At 70.1% G+C, this 25205-nt stretch carries 28 protein-coding genes; 9 read left to right on the forward strand and 19 right to left on the reverse strand.

The window, feature by feature from the left end; all coding sequences use genetic code 11:
• The first annotated feature begins 132 nt into the window (after positions 1-132).
• On the forward strand, positions 133-3408 hold the full coding sequence (gene fxsT / locus VF106_RS23550) for an FxSxx-COOH system tetratricopeptide repeat protein (RefSeq protein WP_330841972.1): 3276 nt from the start codon (positions 133-135) through the stop codon (positions 3406-3408).
• Here fxsT and VF106_RS23555 read toward each other — a convergent pair.
• The 4 genes from VF106_RS23555 to VF106_RS23570 form a co-directional block, all read right to left on the reverse strand.
• Positions 3366-5039, reverse strand: coding sequence for an HEXXH motif domain-containing protein (locus VF106_RS23555; RefSeq protein WP_330841973.1), 1674 nt, complete (start codon positions 5037-5039; stop codon positions 3366-3368). The two genes, fxsT and VF106_RS23555, sit on opposite strands and share 43 nt — an antisense overlap.
• An 89-nt stretch (positions 5040-5128) precedes the next feature.
• Complete coding sequence (locus tag VF106_RS23560) at positions 5129-6253, reverse strand: FxsB family cyclophane-forming radical SAM/SPASM peptide maturase (RefSeq protein WP_330841974.1); 1125 nt, start codon at positions 6251-6253, stop codon at positions 5129-5131.
• A gap of 8 nt (positions 6254-6261) precedes the next feature.
• Positions 6262-6435: an FxSxx-COOH cyclophane-containing RiPP peptide gene (gene fxsA / locus VF106_RS23565; RefSeq protein WP_330841975.1), complete on the reverse strand. Its 174-nt coding sequence runs from the start codon at positions 6433-6435 to the stop codon at positions 6262-6264.
• Positions 6436-6654: 219 nt separating this feature from the next.
• Positions 6655-7233, reverse strand: a complete 579-nt coding sequence (locus VF106_RS23570; protein WP_330841976.1) for a hypothetical protein — start codon at positions 7231-7233, stop codon at positions 6655-6657.
• 171 nt (positions 7234-7404) lie between these two features.
• Here VF106_RS23570 and VF106_RS23575 point away from each other — a divergent pair, with 171 nt between their 5' ends.
• Together VF106_RS23575 and VF106_RS23580 are read left to right on the forward strand one after the other, a co-directional pair.
• Positions 7405-8475, forward strand: coding sequence for a sensor histidine kinase (locus VF106_RS23575; RefSeq protein WP_330841977.1), 1071 nt, complete (start codon positions 7405-7407; stop codon positions 8473-8475).
• Complete coding sequence (locus VF106_RS23580; protein ID WP_330841978.1) at positions 8472-9110, forward strand: response regulator; 639 nt, start codon at positions 8472-8474, stop codon at positions 9108-9110. The genes VF106_RS23575 and VF106_RS23580 overlap by 4 nt, the downstream gene beginning before the upstream one ends.
• Here VF106_RS23580 and VF106_RS23585 read toward each other — a convergent pair.
• Positions 9107-9424, reverse strand: coding sequence for an MmcQ/YjbR family DNA-binding protein (locus tag VF106_RS23585; RefSeq protein WP_414639050.1), 318 nt, complete (start codon positions 9422-9424; stop codon positions 9107-9109). The genes VF106_RS23580 and VF106_RS23585 overlap by 4 nt on opposite strands.
• A gap of 101 nt (positions 9425-9525) precedes the next feature.
• Between VF106_RS23585 and VF106_RS23590 the strand changes: the two genes are divergently transcribed.
• Complete coding sequence (locus tag VF106_RS23590) at positions 9526-10491, forward strand: ribose-phosphate diphosphokinase (RefSeq protein WP_330841980.1); 966 nt, start codon at positions 9526-9528, stop codon at positions 10489-10491.
• Here the strand turns inward: VF106_RS23590 and VF106_RS23595 are convergent.
• Positions 10460-10942 (reverse strand): hypothetical protein, encoded by a 483-nt coding sequence (locus VF106_RS23595; RefSeq protein ID WP_330841981.1) that lies wholly within the window; start codon positions 10940-10942, stop codon positions 10460-10462. The two genes, VF106_RS23590 and VF106_RS23595, sit on opposite strands and share 32 nt — an antisense overlap.
• 140 nt (positions 10943-11082) lie before the next feature.
• Here VF106_RS23595 and VF106_RS23600 point away from each other — a divergent pair, with 140 nt between their 5' ends.
• Both VF106_RS23600 and VF106_RS23605 read left to right on the forward strand, forming a co-directional pair.
• Positions 11083-11253, forward strand: coding sequence for a hydrophobic protein (locus VF106_RS23600; protein WP_330841982.1), 171 nt, complete (start codon positions 11083-11085; stop codon positions 11251-11253).
• Positions 11254-11367: 114 nt separating this feature from the next.
• Positions 11368-11997, forward strand: a complete 630-nt coding sequence (locus VF106_RS23605) for a hypothetical protein (protein ID WP_330841983.1) — start codon at positions 11368-11370, stop codon at positions 11995-11997.
• A gap of 2 nt (positions 11998-11999) precedes the next feature.
• Here VF106_RS23605 and VF106_RS23610 read toward each other — a convergent pair whose 3' ends face one another.
• Genes VF106_RS23610 through VF106_RS23620 form a run of 3 tightly spaced genes read right to left on the reverse strand, consistent with a single transcriptional unit; the run spans position 12000 to position 13500 of the window.
• The gene (locus VF106_RS23610; protein ID WP_414639049.1) at positions 12000-12542 is read right to left on the reverse strand and encodes a GNAT family N-acetyltransferase; all 543 of its coding nucleotides are present in this window, start codon (positions 12540-12542) and stop codon (positions 12000-12002) included.
• The gene (locus VF106_RS23615; protein WP_330841985.1) at positions 12533-13039 is read right to left on the reverse strand and encodes an NUDIX hydrolase; all 507 of its coding nucleotides are present in this window, start codon (positions 13037-13039) and stop codon (positions 12533-12535) included. The genes VF106_RS23610 and VF106_RS23615 overlap by 10 nt, the downstream gene beginning before the upstream one ends.
• Positions 13039-13500, reverse strand: a complete 462-nt coding sequence (locus tag VF106_RS23620; RefSeq protein WP_330841986.1) for a hypothetical protein — start codon at positions 13498-13500, stop codon at positions 13039-13041. Before VF106_RS23620 ends, VF106_RS23615 begins: the two co-directional genes overlap by 1 nt.
• 96 nt (positions 13501-13596) lie before the next feature.
• On the opposite strand from VF106_RS23620, the gene VF106_RS23625 reads away from it, so the two are divergent.
• Positions 13597-14688, forward strand: a complete 1092-nt coding sequence (locus tag VF106_RS23625; RefSeq protein ID WP_330841987.1) for a glycoside hydrolase family 3 N-terminal domain-containing protein — start codon at positions 13597-13599, stop codon at positions 14686-14688.
• Between the two features lie 551 nt (positions 14689-15239).
• Here the strand turns inward: VF106_RS23625 and VF106_RS23630 are convergent.
• Together VF106_RS23630 and VF106_RS23635 are read right to left on the reverse strand one after the other, a co-directional pair.
• Positions 15240-15707, reverse strand: a complete 468-nt coding sequence (locus tag VF106_RS23630) for a carboxymuconolactone decarboxylase family protein (RefSeq protein ID WP_330841988.1) — start codon at positions 15705-15707, stop codon at positions 15240-15242.
• A 23-nt stretch (positions 15708-15730) separates the two neighbouring features.
• Positions 15731-16633: a sigma-70 family RNA polymerase sigma factor gene (locus VF106_RS23635; protein ID WP_330841989.1), complete on the reverse strand. Its 903-nt coding sequence runs from the start codon at positions 16631-16633 to the stop codon at positions 15731-15733.
• Positions 16634-16779: 146 nt separating this feature from the next.
• Between VF106_RS23635 and VF106_RS23640 the strand changes: the two genes are divergently transcribed.
• Positions 16780-17295, forward strand: coding sequence for a hypothetical protein (locus tag VF106_RS23640; RefSeq protein ID WP_330841990.1), 516 nt, complete (start codon positions 16780-16782; stop codon positions 17293-17295).
• 1 nt (position 17296) lies between these two features.
• Here VF106_RS23640 and VF106_RS23645 read toward each other — a convergent pair whose 3' ends face one another.
• Genes VF106_RS23645 through VF106_RS23665 form a run of 5 tightly spaced genes read right to left on the reverse strand, consistent with a single transcriptional unit; the run spans position 17297 to position 21733 of the window.
• The gene (locus VF106_RS23645) at positions 17297-18454 is read right to left on the reverse strand and encodes an FAD-dependent monooxygenase (RefSeq protein ID WP_330841991.1); all 1158 of its coding nucleotides are present in this window, start codon (positions 18452-18454) and stop codon (positions 17297-17299) included.
• Positions 18445-19032 (reverse strand): maleylpyruvate isomerase N-terminal domain-containing protein, encoded by a 588-nt coding sequence (locus tag VF106_RS23650; RefSeq protein ID WP_330841992.1) that lies wholly within the window; start codon positions 19030-19032, stop codon positions 18445-18447. Before VF106_RS23650 ends, VF106_RS23645 begins: the two co-directional genes overlap by 10 nt.
• A complete protein-coding gene (locus VF106_RS23655; RefSeq protein ID WP_330841993.1) occupies positions 19029-19844 on the reverse strand; it encodes a fumarylacetoacetate hydrolase family protein in 816 nt (271 codons plus the stop codon). Before VF106_RS23655 ends, VF106_RS23650 begins: the two co-directional genes overlap by 4 nt.
• A complete protein-coding gene (locus tag VF106_RS23660) occupies positions 19841-20944 on the reverse strand; it encodes a cupin domain-containing protein (protein ID WP_330841994.1) in 1104 nt (367 codons plus the stop codon). Before VF106_RS23660 ends, VF106_RS23655 begins: the two co-directional genes overlap by 4 nt.
• A gap of 45 nt (positions 20945-20989) precedes the next feature.
• Positions 20990-21733 carry an IclR family transcriptional regulator gene (locus VF106_RS23665; RefSeq protein ID WP_330841995.1) on the reverse strand — a complete coding sequence of 248 codons (744 nt, stop codon included), beginning with the start codon at positions 21731-21733 and terminating at the stop codon, positions 20990-20992.
• A 43-nt stretch (positions 21734-21776) separates the two neighbouring features.
• Between VF106_RS23665 and VF106_RS23670 the strand changes: the two genes are divergently transcribed.
• Complete coding sequence (locus VF106_RS23670) at positions 21777-22661, forward strand: formylglycine-generating enzyme family protein (protein WP_330841996.1); 885 nt, start codon at positions 21777-21779, stop codon at positions 22659-22661.
• A 3-nt stretch (positions 22662-22664) separates the two neighbouring features.
• On the opposite strand, the gene VF106_RS23675 is transcribed toward VF106_RS23670, so the two are convergent.
• The 3 genes from VF106_RS23675 to VF106_RS23685 are packed head-to-tail and all read right to left on the reverse strand — an operon-like array spanning position 22665 to position 25146.
• The gene (locus VF106_RS23675; protein WP_330841997.1) at positions 22665-23534 is read right to left on the reverse strand and encodes a hydroxyquinol 1,2-dioxygenase; all 870 of its coding nucleotides are present in this window, start codon (positions 23532-23534) and stop codon (positions 22665-22667) included.
• Entirely contained in the window at positions 23531-24589 is a 1059-nt protein-coding gene (locus tag VF106_RS23680; protein ID WP_330841998.1) for a maleylacetate reductase, read from the reverse strand. The genes VF106_RS23675 and VF106_RS23680 overlap by 4 nt, the downstream gene beginning before the upstream one ends.
• A 35-nt stretch (positions 24590-24624) precedes the next feature.
• Complete coding sequence (locus VF106_RS23685) at positions 24625-25146, reverse strand: TetR family transcriptional regulator (protein ID WP_330841999.1); 522 nt, start codon at positions 25144-25146, stop codon at positions 24625-24627.
• Between the last annotated feature and the right edge of the window lie 59 nt (positions 25147-25205).

The raw sequence follows: 25205 nt of genomic DNA on the forward strand, positions 1-25205 counted from the left end.
ACCAAGTCGGACGCGACACATTGCCTGGAAAGCTGTTCACCGTGGGTGACCCCACACCGGTGTTCGGCGGCCTGCGAACCAGACCGATGCGTTACCGGCCCTCTCGTCATCGCTGCACGTCGAGGTGACCAAGTGCCCCACGAGACGACTGATGGCAGGCACCGACCGGGGCTGACCATCGCCGACAAGGAGCGCCTCATGGAGGCGCTCAACGCCGTTCCGGTGCTGCGTGATCCGCAGCAGAGGCAACTCGTCCTCGATGAGCTGCGCGACGAGCTCGGCAGCCAGTTCGACCCGCTCCGCCACAACGGCACCAACGCCGACAACTGGGCGATGGTGAGCACGTGCATCCGAATCGATGCAGTGCCGACGTTGGTGAGCATCCTGAAGCTGGTCGGAGGCCCGACCACCCAGTGGCACCGGCTCCACCTGCTGGTCGAGGAGCTCTTCGCGCCCCAACCGGTGCTGGTCCCCGCCGAGCTGGTGCCCGTCGACCCGCCGCTGGACCGCAAGATCAGGGCTCTCCTGGTCTCGGTGTCGGGCGACGTCGTCTCCGACGCGTTGCGACACGAGATATTCGACAGCAACCTGTTGGCGCTCAGTCGCAACGGAAATGCCGAAGACATCTATTCGGCGCTGTTTTTCAGTGAACGGTACGTGCCACTGCTGACTTACCTGGAAAGAGTGGCGCATCATTTGCCCGAATACGACATGGTCGAATTACATCGACTCATCGACGAACTGGCGCAGCATTACGATCTGGGGAGTGTCGCCGCCGGTCTCTGTCGAAGTTCGCGGCAAGCCGAAATCGTCACCCCGTTGAACCAACTCGCCGAATCGGTCGTCGACACCGAGGAAGGCGACGCCGAGGAAGACGACGACCCAGTGAACCGTGTGATGCCCATCCGGGCCGTGGCCGTGTCCGTCCCCCAGGTGTGGGGCGGAGTGCCGCCCCGCAACAAGCACTTCACCGGTCGGCAGGACATCCTCGCCCAGGTCCAGCGCACTCTCGGGCAACATTCCCAGTCCGCCCTGGTACCTCAGGCCCTGCACGGGCTCGGCGGCATCGGCAAGAGCCAGCTCGCCATGGAGTTCGCCTACCGCTACCAGGACGACTACCAGCTGGTGTGGTGGATTCAGGCCTACGACGAGCGGTCGATCAAGCGGTCGCTGGTGTCACTGGCCAAACGGCTCGGCCTGCCGGAGAGCGGCGACGTCCAGGACACCGTCGACAACGTCCTCGACGTGCTGCGCCGGGGAGAGCCCTACGGCCGCTGGCTGCTCATCTACGACGACGCGCCAGAGCCGGGTCTTGTCGGTCCGTACCTGCCGTCGGGCGCGGGCCACGTCCTCATCACGTCGCGCAGCCGCACCTGGGCGAGCGAGTCCAACGCGATCGAGGTGGACGTCTTCAGCCCGGACGAGAGCATCGGGCTGATCCGCGGTCGCTGGGAAGGGCTCAGCGACGAGGACGCCCGCGTGCTCGCGGACAACCTGGGACACCTCCCGCTGGCGCTCGAGCAGGCCGTGGCCATGCACGAGCAGACCGGCATCCCGCTGGGCGAGTACCGACGCGCCCTGCACGACAACCCCAGCCAGATTCTCGCCGAGGGCAACCCGGCCAACTACCCGGAGTCCGTCGCCTCGACGTTGTCCCTGGCCTTCAACAGTGTCCGGGAGATCTCCCCGGGCGCGGCCTATCTGCTGCGCCTGTGCGCGTTCCTCAGCTCCCAACCGATCGCGTTGCCGCTGCTGACCCGTGGCCGGGCCGCGCAACCGGACGACTCGACCATCGACCTCGGCGACGACCTCAAGGTCCGCCGTGCTGTGCGGGACCTGGGTCGGTTCGCGCTGGTCCAACTGGACGCCGGACGCGACCTGCTTCGCGTGCACAACCTGGTGAGCGCGCTGATCCGCGCGGCCACCCCGGAGGACGAGCGGGCCGGGATGGAACGCCACGCGCACGCGGTGCTGGCCGGCGCGAACCCGGGTGACCCGGACAAGCAGGAGAACTGGCCCGCGCACTCGCTGATCGCGCCGCACGTGAACTCGGCCGGCCTGGTGTACTCGTTGGAACCCTCGGTTCGCCGGGTCGTGCTCGACCAGATCAGGTACCACTTCATGATCGGCGACTTCGCGGAGAGCCGCCGGATCGGCGAGAGCGCGGTCGAGGTCTGGCGGGCGGCGTGCGGTGAGGACGACGAGCTCATGCTGGTGGCGAGCAGGCACCTGTCGATCTCGCTGCGCTCACTCGGCCACTATGCGGAGGCCCGCGCCCTCGGCCAGGACACCTTGGACCGAATGGTGCGTACGCTCGGCCCGGACCACGAGCACTGTCTGGTCACCGCGGGCGGTCTGGCCCAGGACATGCGGCTCGCCGGCGAGTTCCGGGAGGCGCTGGCGCTGGACGGGCAGACCCTGGACCTGCTCCGCGTGCGGCTCGGGGAGCTGGACCCGGACACTCTCCGGGAACTGTCCAACCTCGCCGTGGACTACCGCATGCTCGGTGACTTCGCCGAGGCCGCCAAGCGCGACCAGGAAGCCATCCGGCTCAAGGTGAACGTGTACGGCGAGGACAACATGAGCACGTTGTTCTCGTACGCGTGCCTGGTGCGCGATCTGTACGGGCTCGGCGAGTACGCGGACGGACTCGCTCTGGCCACGGAAAAGCTGCCGATGCACGAACAGGCACTGCAGCGCCCCGACCATCCACACCTGCTGATCGCCAAACGGGGCTACACGATCCTGCTGCGCAAGCTCGGCCGCAACAAGGAGGCGCTGCACAACGCGCACGAGCTGCACGACGCGTGCCGGCGCAAGTTCGGTCGCTCACACGAGCACACGCTCTCCGCGCTCGTCACATTGAGCAACTCACTGCGGGTGACCGGCGACCTGGACGCCTCGTTGCGTTACGGCCAGCGAGCGCTCAAGATCTACCGTGAGGTGTTCCGCGAACACCCGTTCACGCTCGCCTGCCAGGTGGACGTCGCGATCACGCTCCAGGCGCTCGGTCGGGTCGAGGAGTCCAACGAGCTCAACGACGAGGCGCTCAACGCGATGACGGCGATCCTCGGCGAGGAGCACCCGCACACGTTGTGCGCGGCCACCACCAAGGCCAACGGGCTCGCCGCCGCGGAGCGGCACGAGGAGGCGCGCGAGCTCAGCGAACGGATTCTCACGATCTCCCGCCGGGAGAACGTGCGCGGCGTCGATCACCCGTACACGCTCGCGTGCGCGGCGAACCACGCGCTCGACCTGGAGGCCACCGGGGACAGCGTCGCGGCGATCGAGTTGCGCAAAGAGATCTTCCCGCTGTTCCGGTCGAAGCTCGGCCGTGACCACCCGGAGACGTTGAACGCCAACGCCTACCGCCGGATGGAGGCCGACATCGAGGTGCCGGCCTCGTAGCGCGACATCAACGCCAGCAGCGGAGCGGTGTCGTGGGCCGGTGAGATCGCGGCGAACGCGGCTCTGACCAGCTCCGGCGAACGCACGAGCGGCGATCGTTCCGGCACCGCGCAGGCGTGGCCGTGTGCGACGACGAGTGTCGCCCAGGTGCGGTCGTCGGTGGCGCCGCCGGCCACCCTCGCGAGTGCGTCGTCACGTGCGGCCGGGTAGTCGCCCATGACCAGGTCGAGGTCACCGGGTGTCGCGCCGGGGAACCGCTTCGCGAACAGCTCCTCGTCCGCCGCCAGAGCCCGCACTTCGGACGCGTTCTCGAGCCAGGCCATCGCCACCCGCGTGAAGGGGTTGTCTCCGCTCGGGTCGGCATGCCTCGGCGTGCCCGCGTGTTCGACCAGGTCGTCCAGCGCGGATCCGCTGCCCCGCCATGCCAGGACGGCCGCACGCGTGGCGCTCTCGTCCGGAACCACGTTGCACAGCCGCCAGCTCGCTCGATGCTCGGTGACGAGGTCGTCGGCGATCCGGCGGACCTCCGGCGGCCCGATGTCGACCGGTAGGGCGTCGACCGCCTCGCCGAGCGCGTCGACGAGTGCGGCGCCCAGCGGCGTCAGCTCCGTCGCTCCGGCGGCCACGCGATGGGCGACCCGCAGCTGCCGCACGTGTCGTGCGTACTCCAGCTCGGTCGTCGGGCCGGTGCGCTCCCGCGACCAGAAGTCGGCGACTCCGAAGAACGCCATGAGTCCGTGCACGACACCGGACAGGGGTCGGGGGTCGTTGCGCCACGGTGAATAGAGGAGTTGCCGGGACGGCGTCGTGTACAGCGGTTTGAGATCGTGCAACGTGGCGAGCCGGTGGTGCTGCGACTCGTGGATCAGCGTCGCGGCAAGCCGTTCCGGGCTCACGGGCTCGGTGAGCACGGTGGCGCCCGGCGCGTCCGAGGAACTCGCGCTCACCCCGCCCAACTGGCCGGCACGCGCCACCGGCACCAGACAGCGGATCGCCGCGGCCATCGTGTGCAACCGGTGCGAATGCCGGTCGGCGAGCACCTGCCACGCGGCGTCCAGCCGGGTGCGCCAGGTGTCGAGCTCGTCGTCGGTCAGGCGGGTGACCGGAAGCCTGAACGAGTCCCAGTAGGGATCGACGTCGTCGACGTGGACGCGGAGTGTCACGCCGTCCGCCTCTGTCCGAAGTAGACGGACTGGCTCCCAGGACATGGGCGGCTTTCCGTCCAGCAGAATGCCGTCCGGTCCCGTGACGCACTCCACCAACGCGGGTCCGGGCTGGGAGCAGAGCGCGCGGCCGAGCGCGGGGAAGTGGACGGCACCGGAACGCACGGGCACTCGCACCCGCACTCGAAGCCCTTTCTGCTGTGCGGCCGATGCCGCCACCGAGCCGAGATGGGCGAGGTGGATCCACAGTGGAGTCTCGGTGGAGACTGGTTCGGTGGACAGATGCCGGAGGCACTGCGCGGCCCAGGCCCCCACCTGTGGACCGCTGAGCAACTCGGCGACCCAGTGTCGTTGCTGGCGCTGGACATCGGCCAGTGCTCGATAGTTCTCCAGCAGGTGCGCGCGGTGTGCCGTGTCGGGGTCGACGGTGTCGAGGATGGCGCGGAGCTGCGCCATCCGCTTGCTCACGTGCGCGGCCTGCCACATGTCCTGTTCGGACCGATCGCCGCCACCGCACAGCGAGTCCAAGATGGACGTCGGAAGACGGTGGTACCCGCTCAACGAGCGGTCCGAGCGGCCAGGTCCGACCGGACTCGGCCGGAGATGTGGCTGATGAGCCGGGTCAGGTCAGGACAGTACACGGACGGGTGCCGGAAACCGTGGTCCTGGCCGAAGCGGTGCGTGTAGTTCCCGCCGCCGCAGACCCGCATCAATACGCAACGCTGGCAGGCGTCCGCGAGCGACGCGACACCGGCCTGCCGCGCGCGCACCTCCGGGTGCGTGAGCACGGCGTCCACTGTGTGGTCGAAGACGTTGAACCCGGTCTCGGGTTGGCCGTGTGCGGCCGACTTCAGCATGTCGGCCTGCTGGAAGGAGCCGTCTGTGTCGATGACCAGGTAGGCGACCGGGCTCAGGCCGACCTGGTCCGAGCTGCTCTGTCCGCCGAGCAGTAGGTGGATGATCTCCTGGAACAGCCGGACGCCGGTCTCCTGCCGGGGCGCGCCGTACCACCGGTCGAACACGGTGATCAGCCAGTCCGCGTACGGCGCGGCCGCGCCGTTGCGAGGCGGGGGAATCAGCCAGTTCGCCTGTGGCAGCAGGAAGTCGACCACCGGGGGACTGAACTCCAGCAGCGACTCGTACACCTCGATCGGATCGTTGGCGAGGTCGATCACGCACAGCAGACCGGAGAACACGTCGGGGTTCTCCCGCAGCAGCCGCAGCGCTCTGGCCGTGTCGTCCCAACTTCCCCGGTCGTCGTGGTAGCGACGGTGCCGGTCATGCTGTGTCCGGCCGCCGTCGACGCTCACCCCGACCCGCACACCATGCGAGCGGAAGACGCGTATCGACGCTTCGTCGAGCAGCACGCCATTGGTCTGGACCCGTGCCTCGACGGAAGTACCCGCCGGGCACGCGTTTCGAATGGCCTGGACCACTTCGGCGATGAGCTCCGCGCCGGCGAGCAACGGCTCGCCACCGTGGAACGCGACCGAGACATCGGCGAGCCCGTGCGTCCGCACGTGCTCGCCGATTCTTCGCGCCGTGACCGCCACGGTTTCATCGGAGGGAAAACGCGGGCGGGTTCGCCAGCTCTGGTCGGCCATCGTGTAGACGTAGCAGTAGTCACAGGCGAGGTTGCACCGGCTCGCCACTTTGACCACGTACTCGTTGATGGGAATCATCGGGGGACTCAGATGTGCGTGTCGTGGCCCGCGACCACCGAGGCGTTGCCGTCCTTGCTCTCCTCCAGAATCCTGCGGATGGAATGCGCGAGTGGGGTGTCCTCGACGGTGCGGAGGTCGTCCAGCAGCACGTCGGTCAGGTCGGCGAGATCGCTCCCCAGATCGATGGAGGTGTGGTCCACCGTGCCCCCTTCGGTATTCGCCGAACGGATGTTTCACCTAGACGATACGTTGCGAGGTCAGGTTTGCCACACCCCGTGACCGACAAAGTGATGATCTCCGCAGTGGCAGGTCAGGTCGCCGGTGGCTCGATGTCACACTCGATCCACCGCGACTCCGCGCGGCGAGCACGGCCGGATGGCCAGAGCCGAGCTCGGCCGCGAGCGCCGTCGAGGCCTCGGTCAGCGCGGCCTGCCCGGCACCCGAACCACGTACTCGGGGTCGTCGGCGCCGACGCGGGACAGGTCCACCGCCAGCCATATCAGTGACGCGCCCGCGACGACGTGGACGACGCTGGTGAGCGGTGTGTCAGGCAGCCGGGCGGCGACGGCGAGCACCGGGAACGCCGCGGTGTAGGCCACCGCCGGGACGCGGGGGTGGACACCGGAACGGACCATCGACACGCCGAACAGCACCGAGCCCACCGCGAAGACCAGCGCGCTGCCCAGCAGCGCCACCATCGTCGGGCCGTCGAGGAGGGTGGCGACCGTGGCGTCGTCCAGGTAGAACAGCGCCATGTTCAGGGTGAACGCCGCGCCGCCGAACAGGCCGAGGCCGATCGCGTTGACGAGGTAGGCCAACGCGCCGCGTTGGCCCTGCCGTCGTTGGAGCGCGGGCAGCAGCGGGACGGCGAGTGCGGGGGCGAGGCCGATGACGAAGCTGGTCGCCGCGGTTTCGCCGGTGGCGGCCTCCACCGCGCCGGGGAGCGCGATACACAGGCCGGCGGCCACGCCGGACCACGCGGCGAGTTTGGTCAGCATCAGGATCTCCTTGGGAAGTAAGGACTTCGTGGCTCCGGACGGTAGGGACGGCGCCACGCGTGGCGGAAGTGCCGGCCGGCCAACGATCAGCCGGCCGGACGGCACGTGCCGTCCGGCCACACTTGGCGCGGTCGGCGCGGTCGGCGGGGGTCGGCGTCGTAGGCTCGCCGAGTGACGCGGATCGTGTCCTGGGCGGTGTACGGGATCGTGCTGCTGGCCGGGCTCTACTACGCCCTCACCGGGCTCGGCCCGGCCGACCCGGTGCGGCTCGGCGGTTTCGTCGCCGGGATCGCCGCCCTGTTCGTGCTTGAGGCGGTCGAGGCACGCATGCCGGTCATCCTCCTGGTCGCGCGGCTCGCGCTGTACGTCGCGGTCGCCGCGCTCGACGAGTCCGGGTTGTCGCGGGTGCTGTTCGTGCTCGTGCCGTTCGCCGCGTACCTGACCTTCGGACGTGCGGTGGGTCTCGTGCTCGGCGCGGTGTGCCTCGTGGCGCTGGCCGGTGGCTTCGCGGTGTGGGTGCCCGACTGGTACCGGGACGTCAACTACGTCTCCGACGTGCTCATGTTCGGTTTGGGGCTGGTGCTGGCGCTCGCCATGGCGGACGTGGCCGTACGGGAACGGCGGGCCGCCGAACGGATCGCCGACCTAACCGCCGTGGCCGAACGCAACCGCCTGGCCCGCGACATCCACGACAGCCTCGGCCACCACCTGACCGCGATCTCGATACAGCTGGAGAAGGCGGCCGCGTTCGCCGACCGGGACTCGACGGTCGCCGGGCAGGCGCTGACCGACGCGCGGCGCTCGGTCGGTCGGGCGCTGGCCGACGTACGCGCCTCGGTCGGCACGCTGCGTGCGGAACCGGTACGCCTGGTCGACGCGCTCACCGAGCTCGCCGCCGAGGCACGGGCCACGCTCGCGGTCGACGGCGAGGAGCGGCATGTCGACGCGGCAACGGTCACGGCGCTGTACCGGGCCGCGCAGGAGGCGATCACCAACGCGCACCGCCACGGCAAGGCCGGCCAGGTCACCGTGTCCGTTGCGTTCGGCGCGGCCGACACCAGGCTGGTGGTCACCGACGACGGCCGCGGTTTCGACGCCGCCGAGCCGCCGGCCGGCTACGGGCTGCTCGGACTGCGTGAACGGGCCGCGCTGCTCGGCGGCACGGTGACGGTCGACAGCCGACCCGGCGCCGGCACCCGGGTCGCGGTGTCCGTGCCGACAACAGGGGGTGTGCCGTCGTGACCCCCGTTGTGTCGGTGCTCGTCGTGGACGACCAAAGACTCGTGCGGGAGGGCATCGCGTCGTTGCTCGACATCCAGCCCGGGATCTCGGTGGTCGGCACGGCGGCCACCGGCAGGGAGGCCGTCGAACAGGTGTTGGCGCTCACCCCGGACGTGGTGCTGATGGACGTGCGGATGCCGGAGATGGACGGCGTCGAGGCGGTCGCCGTCCTGCGTCGCCGCGCACCGGGCTGCCGGGTGGTGATGCTGACGACCTTCGACGACGAGGAGTACGTCGTGCAGGCGTTGCGTGCCGGCGCCGCGGGCTACCTGCTCAAGGACCTGCCCGCGGCGGAACTGGCCGAGGCGGTCCGGCTCGCGCACGCCGGCGTGACACAGCTCGACGACGCGGCGGCCCGGCACGTGGCGGCCGCCCTGTCCACCCACCCCGCACCGGCCCCCGCGGACGCGTTGACCAGCCGCGAGACCGAGGTGCTGCGCCTCATCGCGGCCGGCGCCACCAACCGGGAGATCGCCGCCCGGCTGTTCCTCAGCGAAGGCACCGTGAAGAACCACATCTCCCGCATCCTCGGCCGCCTCGGCCTGCGGGACCGCACCCAGGCCGCGATCTACGCCCGCGACCGCGGCCTGCTCTAGCGCCGCCGCAGCGGGTTCGCCTCCACCAGTTGTTCCGGCGCGGTCAGGCGCCACGCCTCGTAGACCAGTTCGGTCAGCTCGTCCGCGTCGATCCGCTGCAGGTAGACCACGACCCAACCGAAGCCGCCCGCGGTGAACTGGACCTCGAAGACGTCAGGGCGTTCGGACACCAGCGCCAGCTGCTCGGACAGGGTCTGCTTCAGTCCGACGGTCTTCGTGCGGGGCCAGTAGTAGCCGAACCGCTTGCCGCCCACGCTGAACGACGTGTAGTCCCGCGCCTGTGCCCGCGTCACCTCGGCGAGCTTGTCCACCATCCGCAAGAACTGTCTGTCCGGCACACTCACGTGGCTCATTCTGGCAGGCGACCCGGCGACCCGTGCCGCTACTCTCGGCACCCCGAAGCAAAGGAGAGGCAGTGCGGGAGATCGCCGTTTTCAGTGGTAGCGCGCATCCGGAACTGGCGGCGGAGATCTGCCAGCACCTGGAGGTGCCGCTGCGGCCGGTGCGGGTGACGCGCTTCGCCAACGACTGCCTCGAGGTCCAGCTGCAGGCGAACTGTCGAGAGCGGGACGTGTTCCTCATCCAACCGCTCGTCACGCCCGTCCAGGAGAACCTGGTGGAGCTGCTGCTCATGCTCGACGCCGCGCGTGGGGCGTCGGCCGCGCGCACCACCGTGGTGCTGCCGCACTACGCCTACGCCCGATCGGACAAAAAGGACGCGCCACGCATCTCGATCGGTGGGCGGCTGGTCGCCGACCTGCTCGTCACGGCCGGCGCGAGCCGGGTGCTCGCCATGACGCTGCACTCGCCGCAGGTACACGGTTTCTTCAGCGTGCCCGTCGACCACCTGCACGCCCTGCGGGAACTCGCCGCCTACTTCAGGCGCTACGACCTGTCGAACACCGTCGTCGTGTCGCCGGACCTCGGCAACGCCAAGACCGCGTCGCACTTCGCGCGGCTGCTCGGGGTGCCGGTGGCGGCCGGGGCCAAGCAGCGGTTCAGCGACGACCGCGTGGAGATCACCTCGATCATCGGGGAGGTGACCGGCCGCGACGTCATCGTGCTCGACGACGAGATCGCCAGGGGGAGCACGGTGCTGGAACTGCTGTCGAAGCTGGGGGACCGGAACGTGCGGTCGATCCGGGTGGCGTGCACGCACGGGTTGTTCGCCGCCGGAGCGCTCGGCCGGATCGGGGGCCGGGCAGACGTCACGGAAATCGTCTGCACCAACACCGTTCCGATGGCCGAGCGCTCCGACAAGCTGACCGTTTTGTCTATCGCACCCGCGCTGGCCGAAGCCATGCGCCGCATTCACAACGGCGAATCGGTCAGCGCGTTGTTCGACGCGACTAGCGTTGCGGGTATGGGCGTTGTTGGTTGACGATCGCGGTCGCGCTCTCACCGCTGTAGGCAGGGCTTTCCGTCGGCTCCGGCACGTTGGTGCCCTGTGCGCGCATGGCCGCCTCGTTGGCCACTCGGCGTGCCTCCCGCTCGTGGTTGACTTCCTCGAAGTTCTCGCGTTCGCGGATACGGGCCAGTGCGGACACCGCGATCCAGTGCGCGATACCGAGAACGATCAGGATGATGCCGAGCCGCAGGACGATGCCCTTGATCTCGGTGTCCGTGGGGAAGTCGATCGTGGAGAGCAGCGCCAAGACACCGAGCGTGCCGAGATGGAACAACACTGACACGAGCGTCGTCAGCGACTTGGCCGGTGCGTTGGGCGTGGCCTGCTGCAGGAAACGGCGGCCGTTGCGGTGGATGATCTGCCCGTCGAGCAGGACCAGCATGGTCCCGATGACGAGGAACGCCACATAGCTGTTGCTGTCCATGGCTTATGCACCTTTTCCCGTCCGGTGTTCCGGACCGTGGTTACCCGTTTACGTTGGTGGAAAACCGCCCCCTCGTGGCGTTTCGTGTGTCTATTCCCCGGGTAACACCATTTGCGGGCACACAAGAGAAAGGCACGTCAATGCTTCCCCTGGTTCTGGTCCTGTTACTGATACTCGTCCTCTTCGGTGTCGGGTTCGCGGCAAAGGCACTCTGGATCGTGGCCGGCGTGCTGCTCGTGCTGTGGCTGCTCGGCTTCGTCATCCGCCGGCCTGCGGGCGGCGGGACCGGCGGACGTTGGTACCGCTGGTAGCGGACGGGTTTGACAGGTGGCGGTCGGGCGAAGCCCGGCCGCCACCGCCATGTTTGGCGACCGGCTTCCGGGGGCACCCTGCGAGTGATTGTGTAGCCGAGGGGAGGGCAAACGATGCGGACCGAGGATCCGGAAGCCCGGGCCACCGCTCACCAACTGGTCCACTGTGTACTCGAAGCCGACTCGAGCAGGCTTACCGAGACGCTGGGCACGGTCGTCGACCATCCGACTGGTGAGCTGCGCCCGTACGTCCGGGAGGTCGTCGCCGAGCTGATCAACGTCGCCACCGCGGCCGTGCGGCACACCGCCGGCCGGTTCGAGGGCAATGCGGCCTTCGCGGTGGACCTGCGCGACGACGACAACGACCGAGTCGGCATCGACGAGCTGGACCCACCGGTCCGCGCCACGATCCGGGCGATGCTCGCCGAGCTGAACGGGAGCCCGGACGACGCGTCGTTCCAGCTCGACCTGGCCGTGCGCGGTGTCGACCGTCGCAGCGGCCTCGACACCGTTCGCCGAGCGCTCACCATGACGATCGGATTGCTGCACTGGAGTGAGCAGTCGGAGGGACTGGAAGAGATGGAGCACGACCCCTTCGCCGACGAGGCGGATGTGATGGAGCAGCAGGCCGAGGTGGTGCCGGAGGACGAGGACATCCTCGGCCCGGTCGGCACACTCGAGGCAGACCCGGCGGACGTGCGGGAGCAACAGCGCGCGGTCCCGGAGGACGAAGCGGAGCGTTAGAGCTACCAGACGTCGCCGTTTCGCCAGTCGCACGCGAGCCCGGCGGTGAGGTCCACCGGCACGACCGGCAGGACGAAGATCCCGCCGTCCTCGTCCTCCGTGCGGGTGAGGCCGTCCACGGCGACCACCGACGACGGCCCCTGCCACTGCTGCCAGCCGCGCGCCACGTAGAACGGGACGGCCATCTCCGACGAGGCCAGCGCACCGAGGTCGTAGGCCGCGCGGATGATGCGTTCCACCGGCGACATCACGAGCCCGCCGATCCCGTGGCGGCGTCGGTCGGGATGTACGGCGACGGCCTCGACGTAACCGGTGCGCAGCGCCGTGCCGCGATGCAGGAACTGACGCTGGACCACGCAGGCGTGTCCGATCAGCTCAGCGCCCGCCCAGGCCGTGGCGTGCATGCCACCGAGTGCGTGCGCCCAGTCGTCCTCGTCGAAGTCGCCCTCGAACGCCGTTTCCAACAGGTCACGGATCGCCGCGATGGTCACGGCATCGAGGTCGGCGGTATGTGCGACGCGTACGGTGGTCACGATCATGACCATATCTCGAAGGGCTCGTCGATTCGCTCGCCGGCGAGGAACGCGGGCAGCAACTCGGGCAACCGGCCCGGGTAGCAGCGCTCGGTTGTCGCGGCCAGGTCCGCCGCCGGCCACCAGCGGGCGGACAGGTAGGCGTCGAGCTCGTAGTCGAGCTGGCCACTCACGGTGATCGCCGGCGCCACGCCCGCCACCGGGGCCGTGACCACCACCTCGTCCTGGACGCGGCGACGGCCGCGGCTCAGGAAGGTGGCCGTCCTCGACCAGTTCGGGGGGCCGATGCCCGTGGCCGTCAGGCCGGTTTCCTCACGCAGCTCGCGGACGGCGGCGTCCACGTAGGACTCGCCGTCGTCGATCCCGCCGCCGGGCAGCTCCCACCACAGGCCGAACTCCGGGTGTTCCGGGGAACGTGTGTGGAACAGGAGAATCTGGCCATGCTCGTCGAGCACCACCAGCCGAACGGCCGCACGGCGTTCGACCGGCAGGTCGTCGGGGAGGTCCACTAACCGGACTCGCCGGCGCGGCGTATCAGCGCGGTGCGGGTGGTGGCCCACCGCTCGTTCTCGGCGATCTCCTTGGTGGCGTGGAAGTCCATGGGCCGCAAGGGAATGCCGAGCGAGTCACGCTTGTAGTACACGAGATGGCAGGTATAGACGGTGAAGTGGTCGTGCTCCTCGGTGTCGTGCACGCGCAGCTTGGCGTAGTGCGCGGCCGCCCCGTCCGCCGCGATCAGGGTCGCCACCCCGTTGCGGTCGAGGTTGGCCCGCGCGTTGGCGCTCACGATCGCGACGAGCAGCGCGCCGCGGTCGTCGGTGGCGAGCAGCTCGGCGTTGCAGAGCAACATGACGTGCGGGAACCCGTCCGCGTCCACCGTCACGAAGGGGAATGCCTGCTCGTCCCGGTCCGGTGCGGGCCAGGTCGCCAGCAGGAGCGCGAGCTCGACGGGTACGCTGATGACGTCCACAAGGGAACTCTAGCGGGCGCTGTGCCAGCGACTGATTTTCCCGGTCCGTAAGTTAGAAAGTTTCAATCTGTCGGCACAATGAGTTATCGTGGTGCGATGCTGCGTCGTCGGGTGCTCATGGCGCTGCTCGGTGTGGCGCTCGCCGGGGGTGGGGCCACAGCCGCGGACAACCAGGACGCGGTCGCTGTGGCACGGCAGGCGGCCGGCCAGCGCATCATCTACTCGTACCCAGGACTCGTCCCGCCGGAGAGCCTGTTCGCCCGCATTCGCGCGGGGGAGGCGGCCGGGGTCATCTTCTTCGGTGAGAACGTCTCGAGCCCCACGCAGATCCGCGGTGTGGTGCAACAACTCCGAGCCGCGGCGGCACAGAGCCCCAATCCGAGGCCGCTGTTGTTGATGACCGACCAGGAGGGCGGCATGGTCCGCCGCCTGCCCGGCGAGCCTGCCTTGTCCCACAAGGACATCGGGTCGTCGGCCAACCCGGCGGACGCCGCGACGGCCGCCGGCAGGGCAGCGGGGGAGAACCTCGCCGGGGTCGGCATGAACGTCAACCTCGCGCCGGTGCTGGACGTGTTCCACGCGCCAGGCGATCTGATGGACCAGTTCGAGCGGTCGTTCAGCGCCACCGCGTCGGTGGTCGGCGACCTCGGCGCGCGTTACGTCACCGCGCAGCAGGCCACGGGTGTCGCGGCCACCGTGAAGCACTTTCCGGGGCTGGGCAAGGCGAACGCGACCGACAACACCGACATCCGGCCGGTCACGCTGACCGTGCCGCTTTCGACGTTGCGGAGCGTCGACGAGGCGCCGTACCAGCGGTCGATCGCGGCGGGCGCGAAGCTCGTGATGCTCTCGTGGGCCACCTACCCGGCGCTCGACCCGGCGCGCCCGGCGGGGCTGTCCGCGACCGTCGTGCAGCAGGAACTGCGCTCCCGCAACGGTTTCACCGGTGTGACGATCACCGACGCGCTGGAGGCCAACGCCCTGCGGGACTACGGCTCCGCCGGCGACCGCGCCGTGCTCGCCGCCACGGCCGGCAACGACCTCATCCTCGCCTCGGCCCGAGACGTGACCCAGGGCGACCAGGCGGCGGACGCCCTGGCCACCGCCCTCACCAACGGCACCCTCGACAGCGACGCCTTCGGCGCCTCACTGACCAGGATCAACACCCTACGCACCAGCCTCACCTGACCAACCCCCGCGAGTCTCGCGTTCAGCCCCCGCGAGTCTCGCGTTCGGCCCCCGCGAGTCTCGCGTTCGGCCCCTGCGAGTTGCGTTTTCGTGAACGCTCGCCTGCGCCCGGATCGGCGCGAGGAAGGCGTCCTTCACCGCATTGCCCGGCCTGGGCGGATCCGCTGGGCGCCTCGTTCTCGGTGGTAGCTGAGTCGGGTTCATCCTGATGCTTCATCTACTTCCCCCAAGGCTGCGACCAAAAAGCTCCTATGAACTATATAGATGTCCGATTTTGTTGAAGGGCAGCAGCGGGCGAGGTGGGGCGGGCGGGCAGCGGCGGGCGGCTGGGCAGGCAGGGCAGGGGCGGAGCGGGCAGGGGCGGGGCGGGCAGGGTAAGAGCGAGGCTCTGCTTGTGTCGGCAAGCTGGCTCTGCTCGCGGCCGGCGAGCCGGCACGGTCCTCGCACCGCGAGGACAACGAACGGCTTGGCCATGGGATGTCCATCGACAGGTCGACGGACATCCCACCCCCGGTCAGAAGCCTGTACTCGCCAGCGGACTGACGCCTCGGTCAGGCTGGCACGGGGTCCGGCCTGTTGACGAGTGCGACGTTCATCCAGAAGCCGGCCGAGGCGAGTATCACCAGCAGGGTGGCCATGGCCTTGTCGTCGTAGTGTTTCGTGGCCTCGGCGAACAGGTCGTCCGGTACGCGTTCCGTGCCGCGTGCGGCGGGCTGGAAGACGGCGTCGGTCAGTGCCAGTGCGGCTCGTTCGGCGTCGGTGAAGTAGGGGGCGTCCCACCAGGTGGCGACGGCGGCGATCCTGGCCTCGGACTCACCCGCCTTCCGCAGGTCGACCGAGTGTCGCATCACGTGGTAGGTGTTGCCGACGATCTGGCCGGCACGCAGGTAGACCAGGCTGCTCGTGGTCGCTGGCACCGCGCCGTTGGTGACGGCCTTGACCAGTGTGCCGGCCAGCTCACGGAACTGGGGCAGGTGTGTGTTGACGTCGGGAATCCGTGGTCCCACGGTGTCCTCCATGGTGCTGAAGAATGTTGTCGCCCCTATGAGCCCTCGCGCGCAGGCGATGTGACAGGCGGCGGAGAAAAACCCGCGGCGTCGGCGAACTGGCGGACCCGGCGGGGGTCGCGGAGCCCGTCGATGGCGACGATCCGGTCCCTCACGACGGTGAAGACCAGCACGGCGAACGGCTGGTCGTGGACGGTGATCAACGCGCCGACCGCGCCGTTGACCAGCACCGGATGCAGGCGCCCGTCGCGCGGGCCGCGGGCTTGTCTGGCCACGGCCGCCGCGCCGCGGATGACGACGCGCTGTCGGTCTGCCCCCAGGTCGGAGGTCAGGACGACGTCGGGGTCGAGGACCTGGACAAGGGCGTCGAAGTCGCCGGCCCGTGAGGCCGCGTAGAAGGCGTCGACCACCTGCCGCTGCCGCGAGAGATCCGGGTCGGGCGAGGGGATCTCGGCGCCGTTCACCCGGCGTCGTGCCCGGCTGGCCAGCTGGCGTGCGGCGGCGGGCGTGCGGCCCACGATCCCGGCGATCTCGTCGAACGGCAGCTCGAACATGTCGTGCAGCACGAAGGCCAACCGCTCGGCCGGGCTGAGCCGGTCGAGCACCACGAGCAGGGCCAGTCCGACCGAGTCGGCCAGCAACGCCTCCTGCTCGGGGTCGAGATCGCTGTCCATGACCACGACCGGCTCTGGCAGGCGCGGTTCCTCCCGCCGCTGCCGCCGGGAACGCAGCATGTGCAGGCACTCTCGGGCCACGACGGTCGTCAGCCAGCCGCCGAGGTTGTCGATCTCGTCCGTATTGGACCGGCTGAGCCGAAGCCAGGCGTCCTGGACGGCGTCATCCGCCTCGGCCACCGAACCCAGCATCCGGTACGCCACCGCCCGCAACCTGGGCCGATGCTGCTCGAAACGCTCGGCCAGCCACTCTGTCTCGTCCATCGGTCACATCATCCCCTCGTCAAGGCTCATGGACATGAGCCCGCGCGGGCGCCGAACGTGACAGGGGCGTCGATTGGTGTGAACCACTGCTGGGCGGTTGCCCGTCTCCTGGGTTGACGCGCAGGAACGACCTTGAGGAGTGGTGCATGACCCGGATCGGAACCAAAGGCCGGCACAAGAAGCGGGCGACGTTCGGGCTGGCCGCGTTGGTCGCGGCCGCGGGGATCGCCGTTGGCGCGATCGCGTTGAACGGTGGGAACGACGAGGCGTCGGCCGCGGAGTCCTGCCAGGGGCTGGACACCGCTCTGCAGAACAACCTGAACTTCATCGCCGGCCAGCAGGCGAATCCGGATGCGCAGTCGGAGGCGCGGATCGCCAACCGGGAGGCGGTCGTGGCGCAGATCCAGCAGCGTCGTGAGGTGGCCGGTTGCACGGGCGAGGTCGTCGCCCAACCCATCGACACCGGCGGCGCCGGCAGTGCCGGCGAGTCCTGCGAAGGGCTGGACACGGCACTGCGCAACAACCTGAACTTCATCGCCGCTCAGCAGGCGAACCCGGATGCGCAGTCGGCGGCCAGGATCGAGAACCGGCAGGCCGTGGTCGACCTGATCGAGCAGCGTCGGGACGCGGCGGGCTGCACCGCGGTCATCGAGGCGGGCTGAGCTACGTCGGGAGGTACAGCCAGTCGACGTGCTTGAAGTCGTCGACACGGCGGTCACGGAACAGTTCGTCGCGTAGGGTGCGGGCCAGCCCGTCGACGTGCCAGATCTCGCCCCAAGCCCTGGCGCGGGTCTGGACCTCGGCCGTGCGTCGCGTCCGTACGGTCTCGTACTCGGCGAGTCCGGCGGCGCAGTCGTTTGTGGACAGCGACGAGGCGAGTTGGGCGGCGTCTTCGATGGCCTGGCACGCGCCCTGCGCGAGGTACTGCAGCATCGGGTGGGCCGCGTCGCCGGTGAGCACCAGCCGGCCGGCGACCCAGCGGTCGATCGGCAGGCGGTCGTACATCGGCCAGCGGCGGTCGCGCCACAGCGATCCCAGGCCGAGCCGCACCTGCTCGCACGCGCCCGCGAACGCGGCGTCCAGCTCGTCGGGACCGCCCCAGTCCGGTTCGCCGCGCCGGTAGGCGGGGGAGGCGAACACCGCCACGGTGTTGAAGATCTCGCCGCGCCGCAGCGGGTACTGCACAAGGTGGCAGCCGGGGCCGACGTAGACGACCACGTCGTGGCGGGCATGTTCGTCGAGGTCCCGGCCGAGCTGGTCCACCGGCAGCGCGCCCCGGTAGGCGACGTACCCGGCGCACACCGGCTCGTCCGCGCTCAGGTGCGCCCGCAGCCGTGAACGCAGGCCGTCGGCGGCCACCGCGAGGTCGGCACGGTGCTCGCCGGAGGCGGTGCGCACCACCGCGGTGTCGCCCTTGGTCACGACGTCCTCGACCGTGCTGTTCGGCACCAGCGTCACGCCAGCGCGCTCGCAGGCACGCACGAGGATCGTGAGCAGGTCGCTGCGGTGGATCAGCACGTACGGCGCGCCGTAGCGCCGCGTGAACACCTCGTCGAGATCGAGGTGGGTCAGCGGCGAGCCGTCCAGTGCGCTGCGGAACACGAGCCTGCGTGGGCGGACACCGGCGTCCAGCACCTCGTCGAGCAGACCCCACCGGCGCAGGATCCGCGTGGCGTTCGGTGCCATCTGCAGGCCGGCGCCCACCTCGGTGAACTCGGCTTCCCGTTCGAGGACCCGGACGGTCTGGCCCGTGCTGGCCAGGGCATACGCGCACGCCAGACCGCCGATGCCGCCGCCGGCGATCACGACGTCTAGAGCCATCGGCCCAGTGTCGGGGCTTCGGCGGTGCGGCCGGTGAGCCACGCGGCGAGGGCAGCGGTCAGGCCGTGCGCCCGCTGTTTGTCGATGGCGTCGGCGACGAGCGCGGCGGTGAGATCCTCCGGCAGGTCGGCGAAGCCGACGCCGGCGTCGAGGTCGACGGAGTGGACGGCGACCTCACGGGCCCGCATCCACGGGATCTCCGTGGCGGGCACCGTACGGCCCTGTGCGGTCACCACGAGGTGCGTCCACGCGTCGGGCGCCAGCGCGTCGAGGTCCGCGGCCAACGCCTCGGCCGATCGCACGACCAGCTCGCGGAGCGTCGCGGCCGGGAGCTGAGCGCTCGTCTCGATCTCGGCGTTGCGTTGTTCGGGGCCGGCGTACATCCGGTTCTCCACACCGGTGGCCGCCCAGCTCACCAGCCGGCGCAGTGCCTCGGCGTTGTGGTGGACGTGCGCCACGACGTGCTTTCGGGTCCAGCCGGGCAGCAGGCTCGGGCCGTCGAGGTCGGCGTCGGAGAGCCGGTCGAGCGCACCGTGGAACAGCTTCGTGCCGCTGTCTGTCCACTCGCGACTGTTCACATGGACCTCGCGACGTTCTCCAGACGGCCGATGCCGGCGATCTCGGTGACCACCACGTCGCCGTCGGCGAGGTAGCGTGCGGGTTTGCGGGCGTGGCCGACACCGCCCGGAGTGCCGGTGGCGATGACGTCGCCGGGCCGCAGCGTGGTGATCACCGACGCGTAGCGGACGAGCGCGACCGGGTCGAACACCAGGTCCGAGGTGTCCGTCTTCTGCATCACCTCGCCGTTGACCGTGCACGTCATGGCGAGTTTCGGGCGGACCCCGCCGGGCAGCTCGTCGGGGGTGACGAGCACGGGGCCGAGTGGTGTCGTGCCCTCGAACGTCTTGCCCTGCAACCATTCCTTCGTGCGGAACTGCCAGTCGCGCATGGTCACGTCGTTCATGACGGTGAAGCCGGCGATCGCGGCGGCGGCCTCCTGTTCGGACGCCCGGCGCACGGTCGACCCGATCACGATCGCCAGCTCGGCCTCCCAGTCGACAGCGGCCGACTCGGGCGCCAGTTCGATGGGCTCGCGGGCGCCGATCAACGCGTCGGCGAACTTGGCGAACAGCGTCGGGTACTCGGGTAGTTCCCGGCCCATCTCGAGGATGTGGTTGCGGTAGTTCAACCCGACACACAGCACCTTGCCGGGGTGGGGCACCACGGGCGCGAGGCTGTCCGGACTCAGCGGCTCACCCGCTTCGACAGTCGCCCAGTCGTCGCGGGCCAGTAACGTGCCGACGTCGGGCTCGCCGAGGTCGGCGTAGCCCTCCGCGGTGACGCGGACGGCACGGGTACGGCCGTCGATCCTGGCGGTCGCGAGCCTCACGGGCGGGTCTCCTTCTCGGTGCGGTGCAGGTGAAGCCGTTCCAGGACCGGGGAGTCGCTGAAGCGGAAGAGGTCGAGGCCGCCGTCGGTGGCCACGGTGAGCGGTTCCCATGACGGGACCACGAACAGGTCGCCGCGCTCGACGGTCCACGTCTGCGTGCCGACGGTCACCTCACCGACGCCGTCGAACACCTGGTACACCGACGATCCCGCCTCCCGTGCGGTGGCGGTGGCGGTGTCGGGCGCGAGCCGGTGGAACTCGGTGCGCAGCGTCGGCAGCACGTCGCCGCCGGTCGTCGGGTTGGTGTAGCGCACGGCGGCGTGCCCTGGCTCAACGGTGGCGCGGTAGCCATCGGCCTCCAGCGCGAGCTGGTCGGTCAGTGCGCGGTCGGTGTGCTCCCAGCGGTAGGCCAGCAGCGGGGTGGCGGGGGTGGGTTCGAGATGGGACAGCGGGCGCAGCCCGGGATGCCCCCACAGCCGCTCGGACCGGGAGTGCTCCGGCGCCTCCCGGCTCTCCACCTCGTCCGGGCCGAACTCGAAGAACGTGGACTCGGCGAAGTACTGGAACGGGATGTCGAGACCGTCGATCCACGCCATCGGCCGGTCGGAGATGTTGTGGTGGCCGTGCCAGTGCCAGCCGGCCTGCGGGAGGAAGTCGCCGCGCCGCATGGCGACCGGGTCGCCGTTCACCACCGTCCACACGCCCTCGCCCTCGACGACGAACCGGAAGGCGTTCTGGGTGTGACGGTGCACGGGGGCGTCCTCGCGCGGGTTGAGGTACTGGATCGCCGTCCACAGCGTCGGGGTGGCGAACGGCCGCCCGCCCAGCCCGGGGTTGGCCAGCGCGATCGCCCGGCGCTCCCCGCCCCGGCCGACCGGCACGAGCGCCCCGGCCTGTTCCGCCATCGGTAGCAGGTTCCGCCAGCGCCACAGGTGCGGGAGTGCCTTCGAACGCGGCCGAGGCGGCATCAGGTCGCCGATTTCCGTCCACAGTGGAATGAGCAGCTCGGCTTCGAAGCCACGGTAGAGCGCCTCGAGCTCCGGGGTGCGCGTCGGCTGGTCGGGCGCGTCGGTCGCGGTGATGGTGACGGGTGTGGCCATACCTCGATCCTGGCCCGTATTCCGTCCTCCGGTCGAGAGTTTCTGTTATGTGGAATGTAGGTCGCGTTCGATGCGGGCCGCGGTCGCTGCCAGGTGCTGGGTCAGCTGAGGGAGCCGGTCCCGGCGGTACCGGGCCGTTGGCAGTGCGATCGAGATCGCCGCCGGGGGCAGGCCGTCCGGGCAGCGCAGGGCGTGTCCGATGGCCGTCACCCCGTGCTCGGTGGACTGATCGTTGACCGCGAAGCCCTGCCGGCGCACTCGGCGCAGGTCACGCAGGAGGGCGGGGAGGTCGGTGACGGGGGAGCCGGGCCCTGCGTACAGGTCGATCACGTCGTCCTCGGCGAGTCTCGCCAGCACGGCGCGGCCCCCGGAGGCGAGGTGCGCGGGGAGCGTCCGGCCTTCGCGGTTGCCGACGCGCAGCACCTGGGTGCTCTCGGCCGTGGCCACGAAACGCACCTCGGTGCCCAGTACGACCGCGAGGTTGACGCTCTCGTTGACGCGGGCGGCCAGCGCCTGGAGATGGGGCAACGCGACCCGGCGGAGGTCGGTGGTCGGCTCGGGTGCCGACGTGTCCCGCAGCGCGGGCCCGGCCACGTAGCGGCGGTGCTCGTCCTGCTCGGCGAACCCGCGGTACACGAGCATCGCCAGCAGCCGGTGCGCGGTGGAGGGCGCGACCCCGAGACGCCGTGCGGCGTCGACGGTGCGCAGCGGCCCGTCCTGCCGCAACGCCAGCGCCAGTTGCAGCGCGTGGTCGACCGACGCGAGCCGGTAGGTGGGCTCGTTCTGCATGACAGAATCCTACCTTCCGCGTGGAGGAAGATAGGATTCTGTCATGTCAGGATGCTGCCCGCCGTCGCGATCCGAGCAGTCCGTCCACACCGGAGTCCCGGCCGGCGAACGGTCCGACCTGGACGGCCTGATCGCCTTGCCGGGCGGGGTGTTCCGCATGGGCACCGACGACGAGGACGCCTTTCCGGAGGATCGCGAGGGCCCGGTACGCGAGGTCGCGGTCGCACCGTTCGCGATCGACGCGCACTGCGTGTCCAACGACCGTTTCGCGGAGTTCGTCGAGGCGACCGGCTACGTCACCGAGGCGGAACGGTTCGGCTGGAGCTACGTGTTCGCGAGGTTCCTGCCTGGTGCGCTGCGCAGGGACTCGCCCCGACCGGACGGCGCACCGTGGTGGTGTGGGGTGTCCGGGGCGTACTGGCGGCACCCGGAGGGCCCGGACAGCGACGTCGCGGGCCGCGGGAACCACCCGGTCATCCACGTGTCCTGGCACGACGCGGCCGCGTACTGCGCGTGGGCGGGCCGGCGCCTGCCCACCGAGGCCGAATGGGAGTACGCCGCCCGTGGCGGGCTGGACCAGACCCGCTTCCCGTGGGGCGACGAGCTGACGCCCAATGGCGAGCACCGGTGCAACATCTGGCAGGGCCGGTTCCCGGTGCGGGACACGGCCGAGGACGGCTACTCCGGCACCGCACCCGTGGATGCCTTCCAGCCCAACGGTTTCGGGCTGTACAACGTGGCGGGCAACGTGTGGGAGTGGTGCGCGGACTGGTTCGACGACACCGAGGCGAACCGCGCCATGCGTGGCGGCTCCTACCTGTGCCACGACTCGTACTGCAACCGCTACCGCGTCGCCGCCCGCACGGCCAACAGCCCGGACAGTTCGACGGGCAACCTGGGCTTCCGCACCGCCGCCGGCATCGCGTAGCCGTCAGGCGGGTGCGAGCATGATGTCGAACCGCGCCTGGGACCACGTCCCGTCGATCACCCGGCCGTCCGGGGTCGGGGTGCCGGCAGCGTGCTGCTCGAAGTCCTTCACCAGTGAGTCCTTCACCCCGAACACGGCGTCCGAGTCGAGCAGTTCGTCGCCGCGGACGAAGATGTGGGTGATCAGTGGGCGGTGGTCGGGGTGGCGCACCAGGAAGTGCAGGTGTGAGGCGCGCATGGGGGAGCGGCCGACCGCGGCCAGCAGGTCGCCCACCGGGCCGTCGTGTGGGATCGGGTACGGCGTGGGAGTGATGGCCCAGAAGAAGTAGCGGCCATCGTCGTTCGTGTGGAGGTGGGCGCGGGCGGCGACGCGGTCGTCGTCGTACTGCACGTCGTAGTGGCCGTCCTCGTCGGCCTCCCACACCTCCAGCCGGGCACCCGCGACCGGTTTCCCGTCGGCGTCGGTGACGGTGCCCTCGACCCAGCACGGCTCGCCTGGCGCGTCGCCGGCGATGTCGCCACCCAGCGGCGTTTCCGGGGAGCCCTCCACGAAGAACGGGCCTTGCACGGTGGCCTCGGTGGCGTCGCCGTGCGCCTCGTTGTTGACGGTGATCGTCTGCATCGAGACGCCGAGCACGTCCGACAGCAGGATGAACTCCTGTCGGCGGTTGTCGGTGATGTGACCGCAGCGGGTGAGGAAGTCGATGGCCGTGGCCCACTCCCGTTCGGTGAGGCGGACCTCGCGCACGTAGGCGTGCAGGTGGCGCACCAGACCGGTCATGAGCTCCCGCAGTCGAGCGTCGGGGCACGCGTCGAACGAGCGCACCACGCGCTCGACCAGTTCGTCCTCGCGGGTGCGCTGCTCGGAGGTCATCGAGGCAGGTCTCCTTCCCATGCGGCACGCAACAACGCGGTCAGGCTCACGAGGGTGACCGGCGCGGGGTTGCCGGCCGGGACGGCGGCGAGCACGGCCCCGGCCGCCGTTTCGATACCGTGCTCGGGCATGGCGTAGTCACGCAACGCCACCGGTGCGTCCACTTCGGAACGCAGTGCGGCGAGTCCCTCGTTCGCCGACGGGGCGCCGAACGCCGCCGCGATGCGCCGTTCGGCCTCTGGCGCGTCGGGCCCGTTGAACGCCAGGACATGGGGGAGCACGATGGCGTGGGTCTGCGCGTGCGGCAGGTCGAACATGCCGCCGAGCACGTGGCAGATCTTGTGGTGCAGGCCCGAACCGGCCGAGGCGAACGCGACGGCGGACAGGTAGGCGCCGTACAGCGTCTGTTCCCGCCCGGCCAGCCCGACGGGGTCCGCGAAGACCTGGGGCAGCCCGGCGTTCAGTGCCCTGATCCCCTCCTCCGCCAACGCCGCGTCGATCGGGTCGGCCCGCGGCGCCCACATCGAGTCCACGCAGTGCGCCAACGCGTTGAGCCCCGACGCGACCGACATCCCCACCGGCAGCGTGCGCGTGAGCGACGCGTCGTACACCACCGTTCTCGGCAGCACGCGGTCGTCGACCCCGGTGGTCTTGCGGCCCTCCTCGGTGATCCCCCAGACGTTGGTGGCCTCCGAGCCGGCGTAGGTGGTGGGCACGGCGACGATCGGCAGGCCGGTGGTCAGCGCGACCGCCTTCGCGAGCCCCGTCGCGGAGCCGCCACCGATACAGACCAGGGCGTCGACGTCGTGCTCGGCCGCCACCTCGCGGGCACGGACCGCGGTCTCGACCGGCACGTGCATGACCACGTCGTGGTGCCACACCGCCACCGGCAGCCCGCCGGCGACCTGCTCGGCGAGCCATTTCCGGGCCGCGACGACCATCAGCCGGGAGACCCCGAGCTCCTTGATTTCCTCGGCAAGCTGCCCGGCCGCCTCCCCGGAGGCGAACCGAACCCGCTGCGGCAGGGTGTCGTGCACGAAACGAGCCACGGACACGCCCGAAGTCTACCGACAACTCGCTCTCGGCACGGTCACGGTCGCAACGCGTGCCACAGCAACGACCACGCGTGGTCGGCGGTCCGGCGGCGCTGCTCGGCGGGCGTCTTCGCCACGAGCGCGGCCACGAGACTGACCGCCAGCATGACGTCCGCGGTGCGCACCGACCGGCGGACCTCGCCCGTCCGGCGAGCCCGGCGCAGGGAAGAGGCGATCGTGGCCTCGACCCGCCGGACGATCGCCGCGATCCTGGGGTCGTCGCGGGCCGGCGTGACCATGTCGACGAACGCCACGGACTCGGTCGTCCGCTCCGTGATCAACGCGACCAGATCGTCCAGTGTGGACGACGGGTCGGCGGCCACGGCCTCCAGCTCGGCGACGTTGTCCTCGAAGACCGCGATCGCGAGGCTGATCCGGTCGGGGAAGTGCCGGTACAGGCTGCCCTGCCCGACACCGGCCTTCTTGGTGACCGCGGACAGCGGCGCGTCGAAGCCCGCGTCGGCGAAGACCTCGCGTGCCGCGGCCACCAACGCCCGACGATTGCCGGGAGCGGCCACGGGTCCACGATTCTCTCGACGCGGTGCGGGCACCGGTCTACTGTAACCGGACATCGCTG

The sequence above is a fragment of the Actinophytocola sp. genome, from assembly GCF_036378875.1.
GTDB lineage: Bacteria > Actinomycetota > Actinomycetes > Mycobacteriales > Pseudonocardiaceae > Actinophytocola.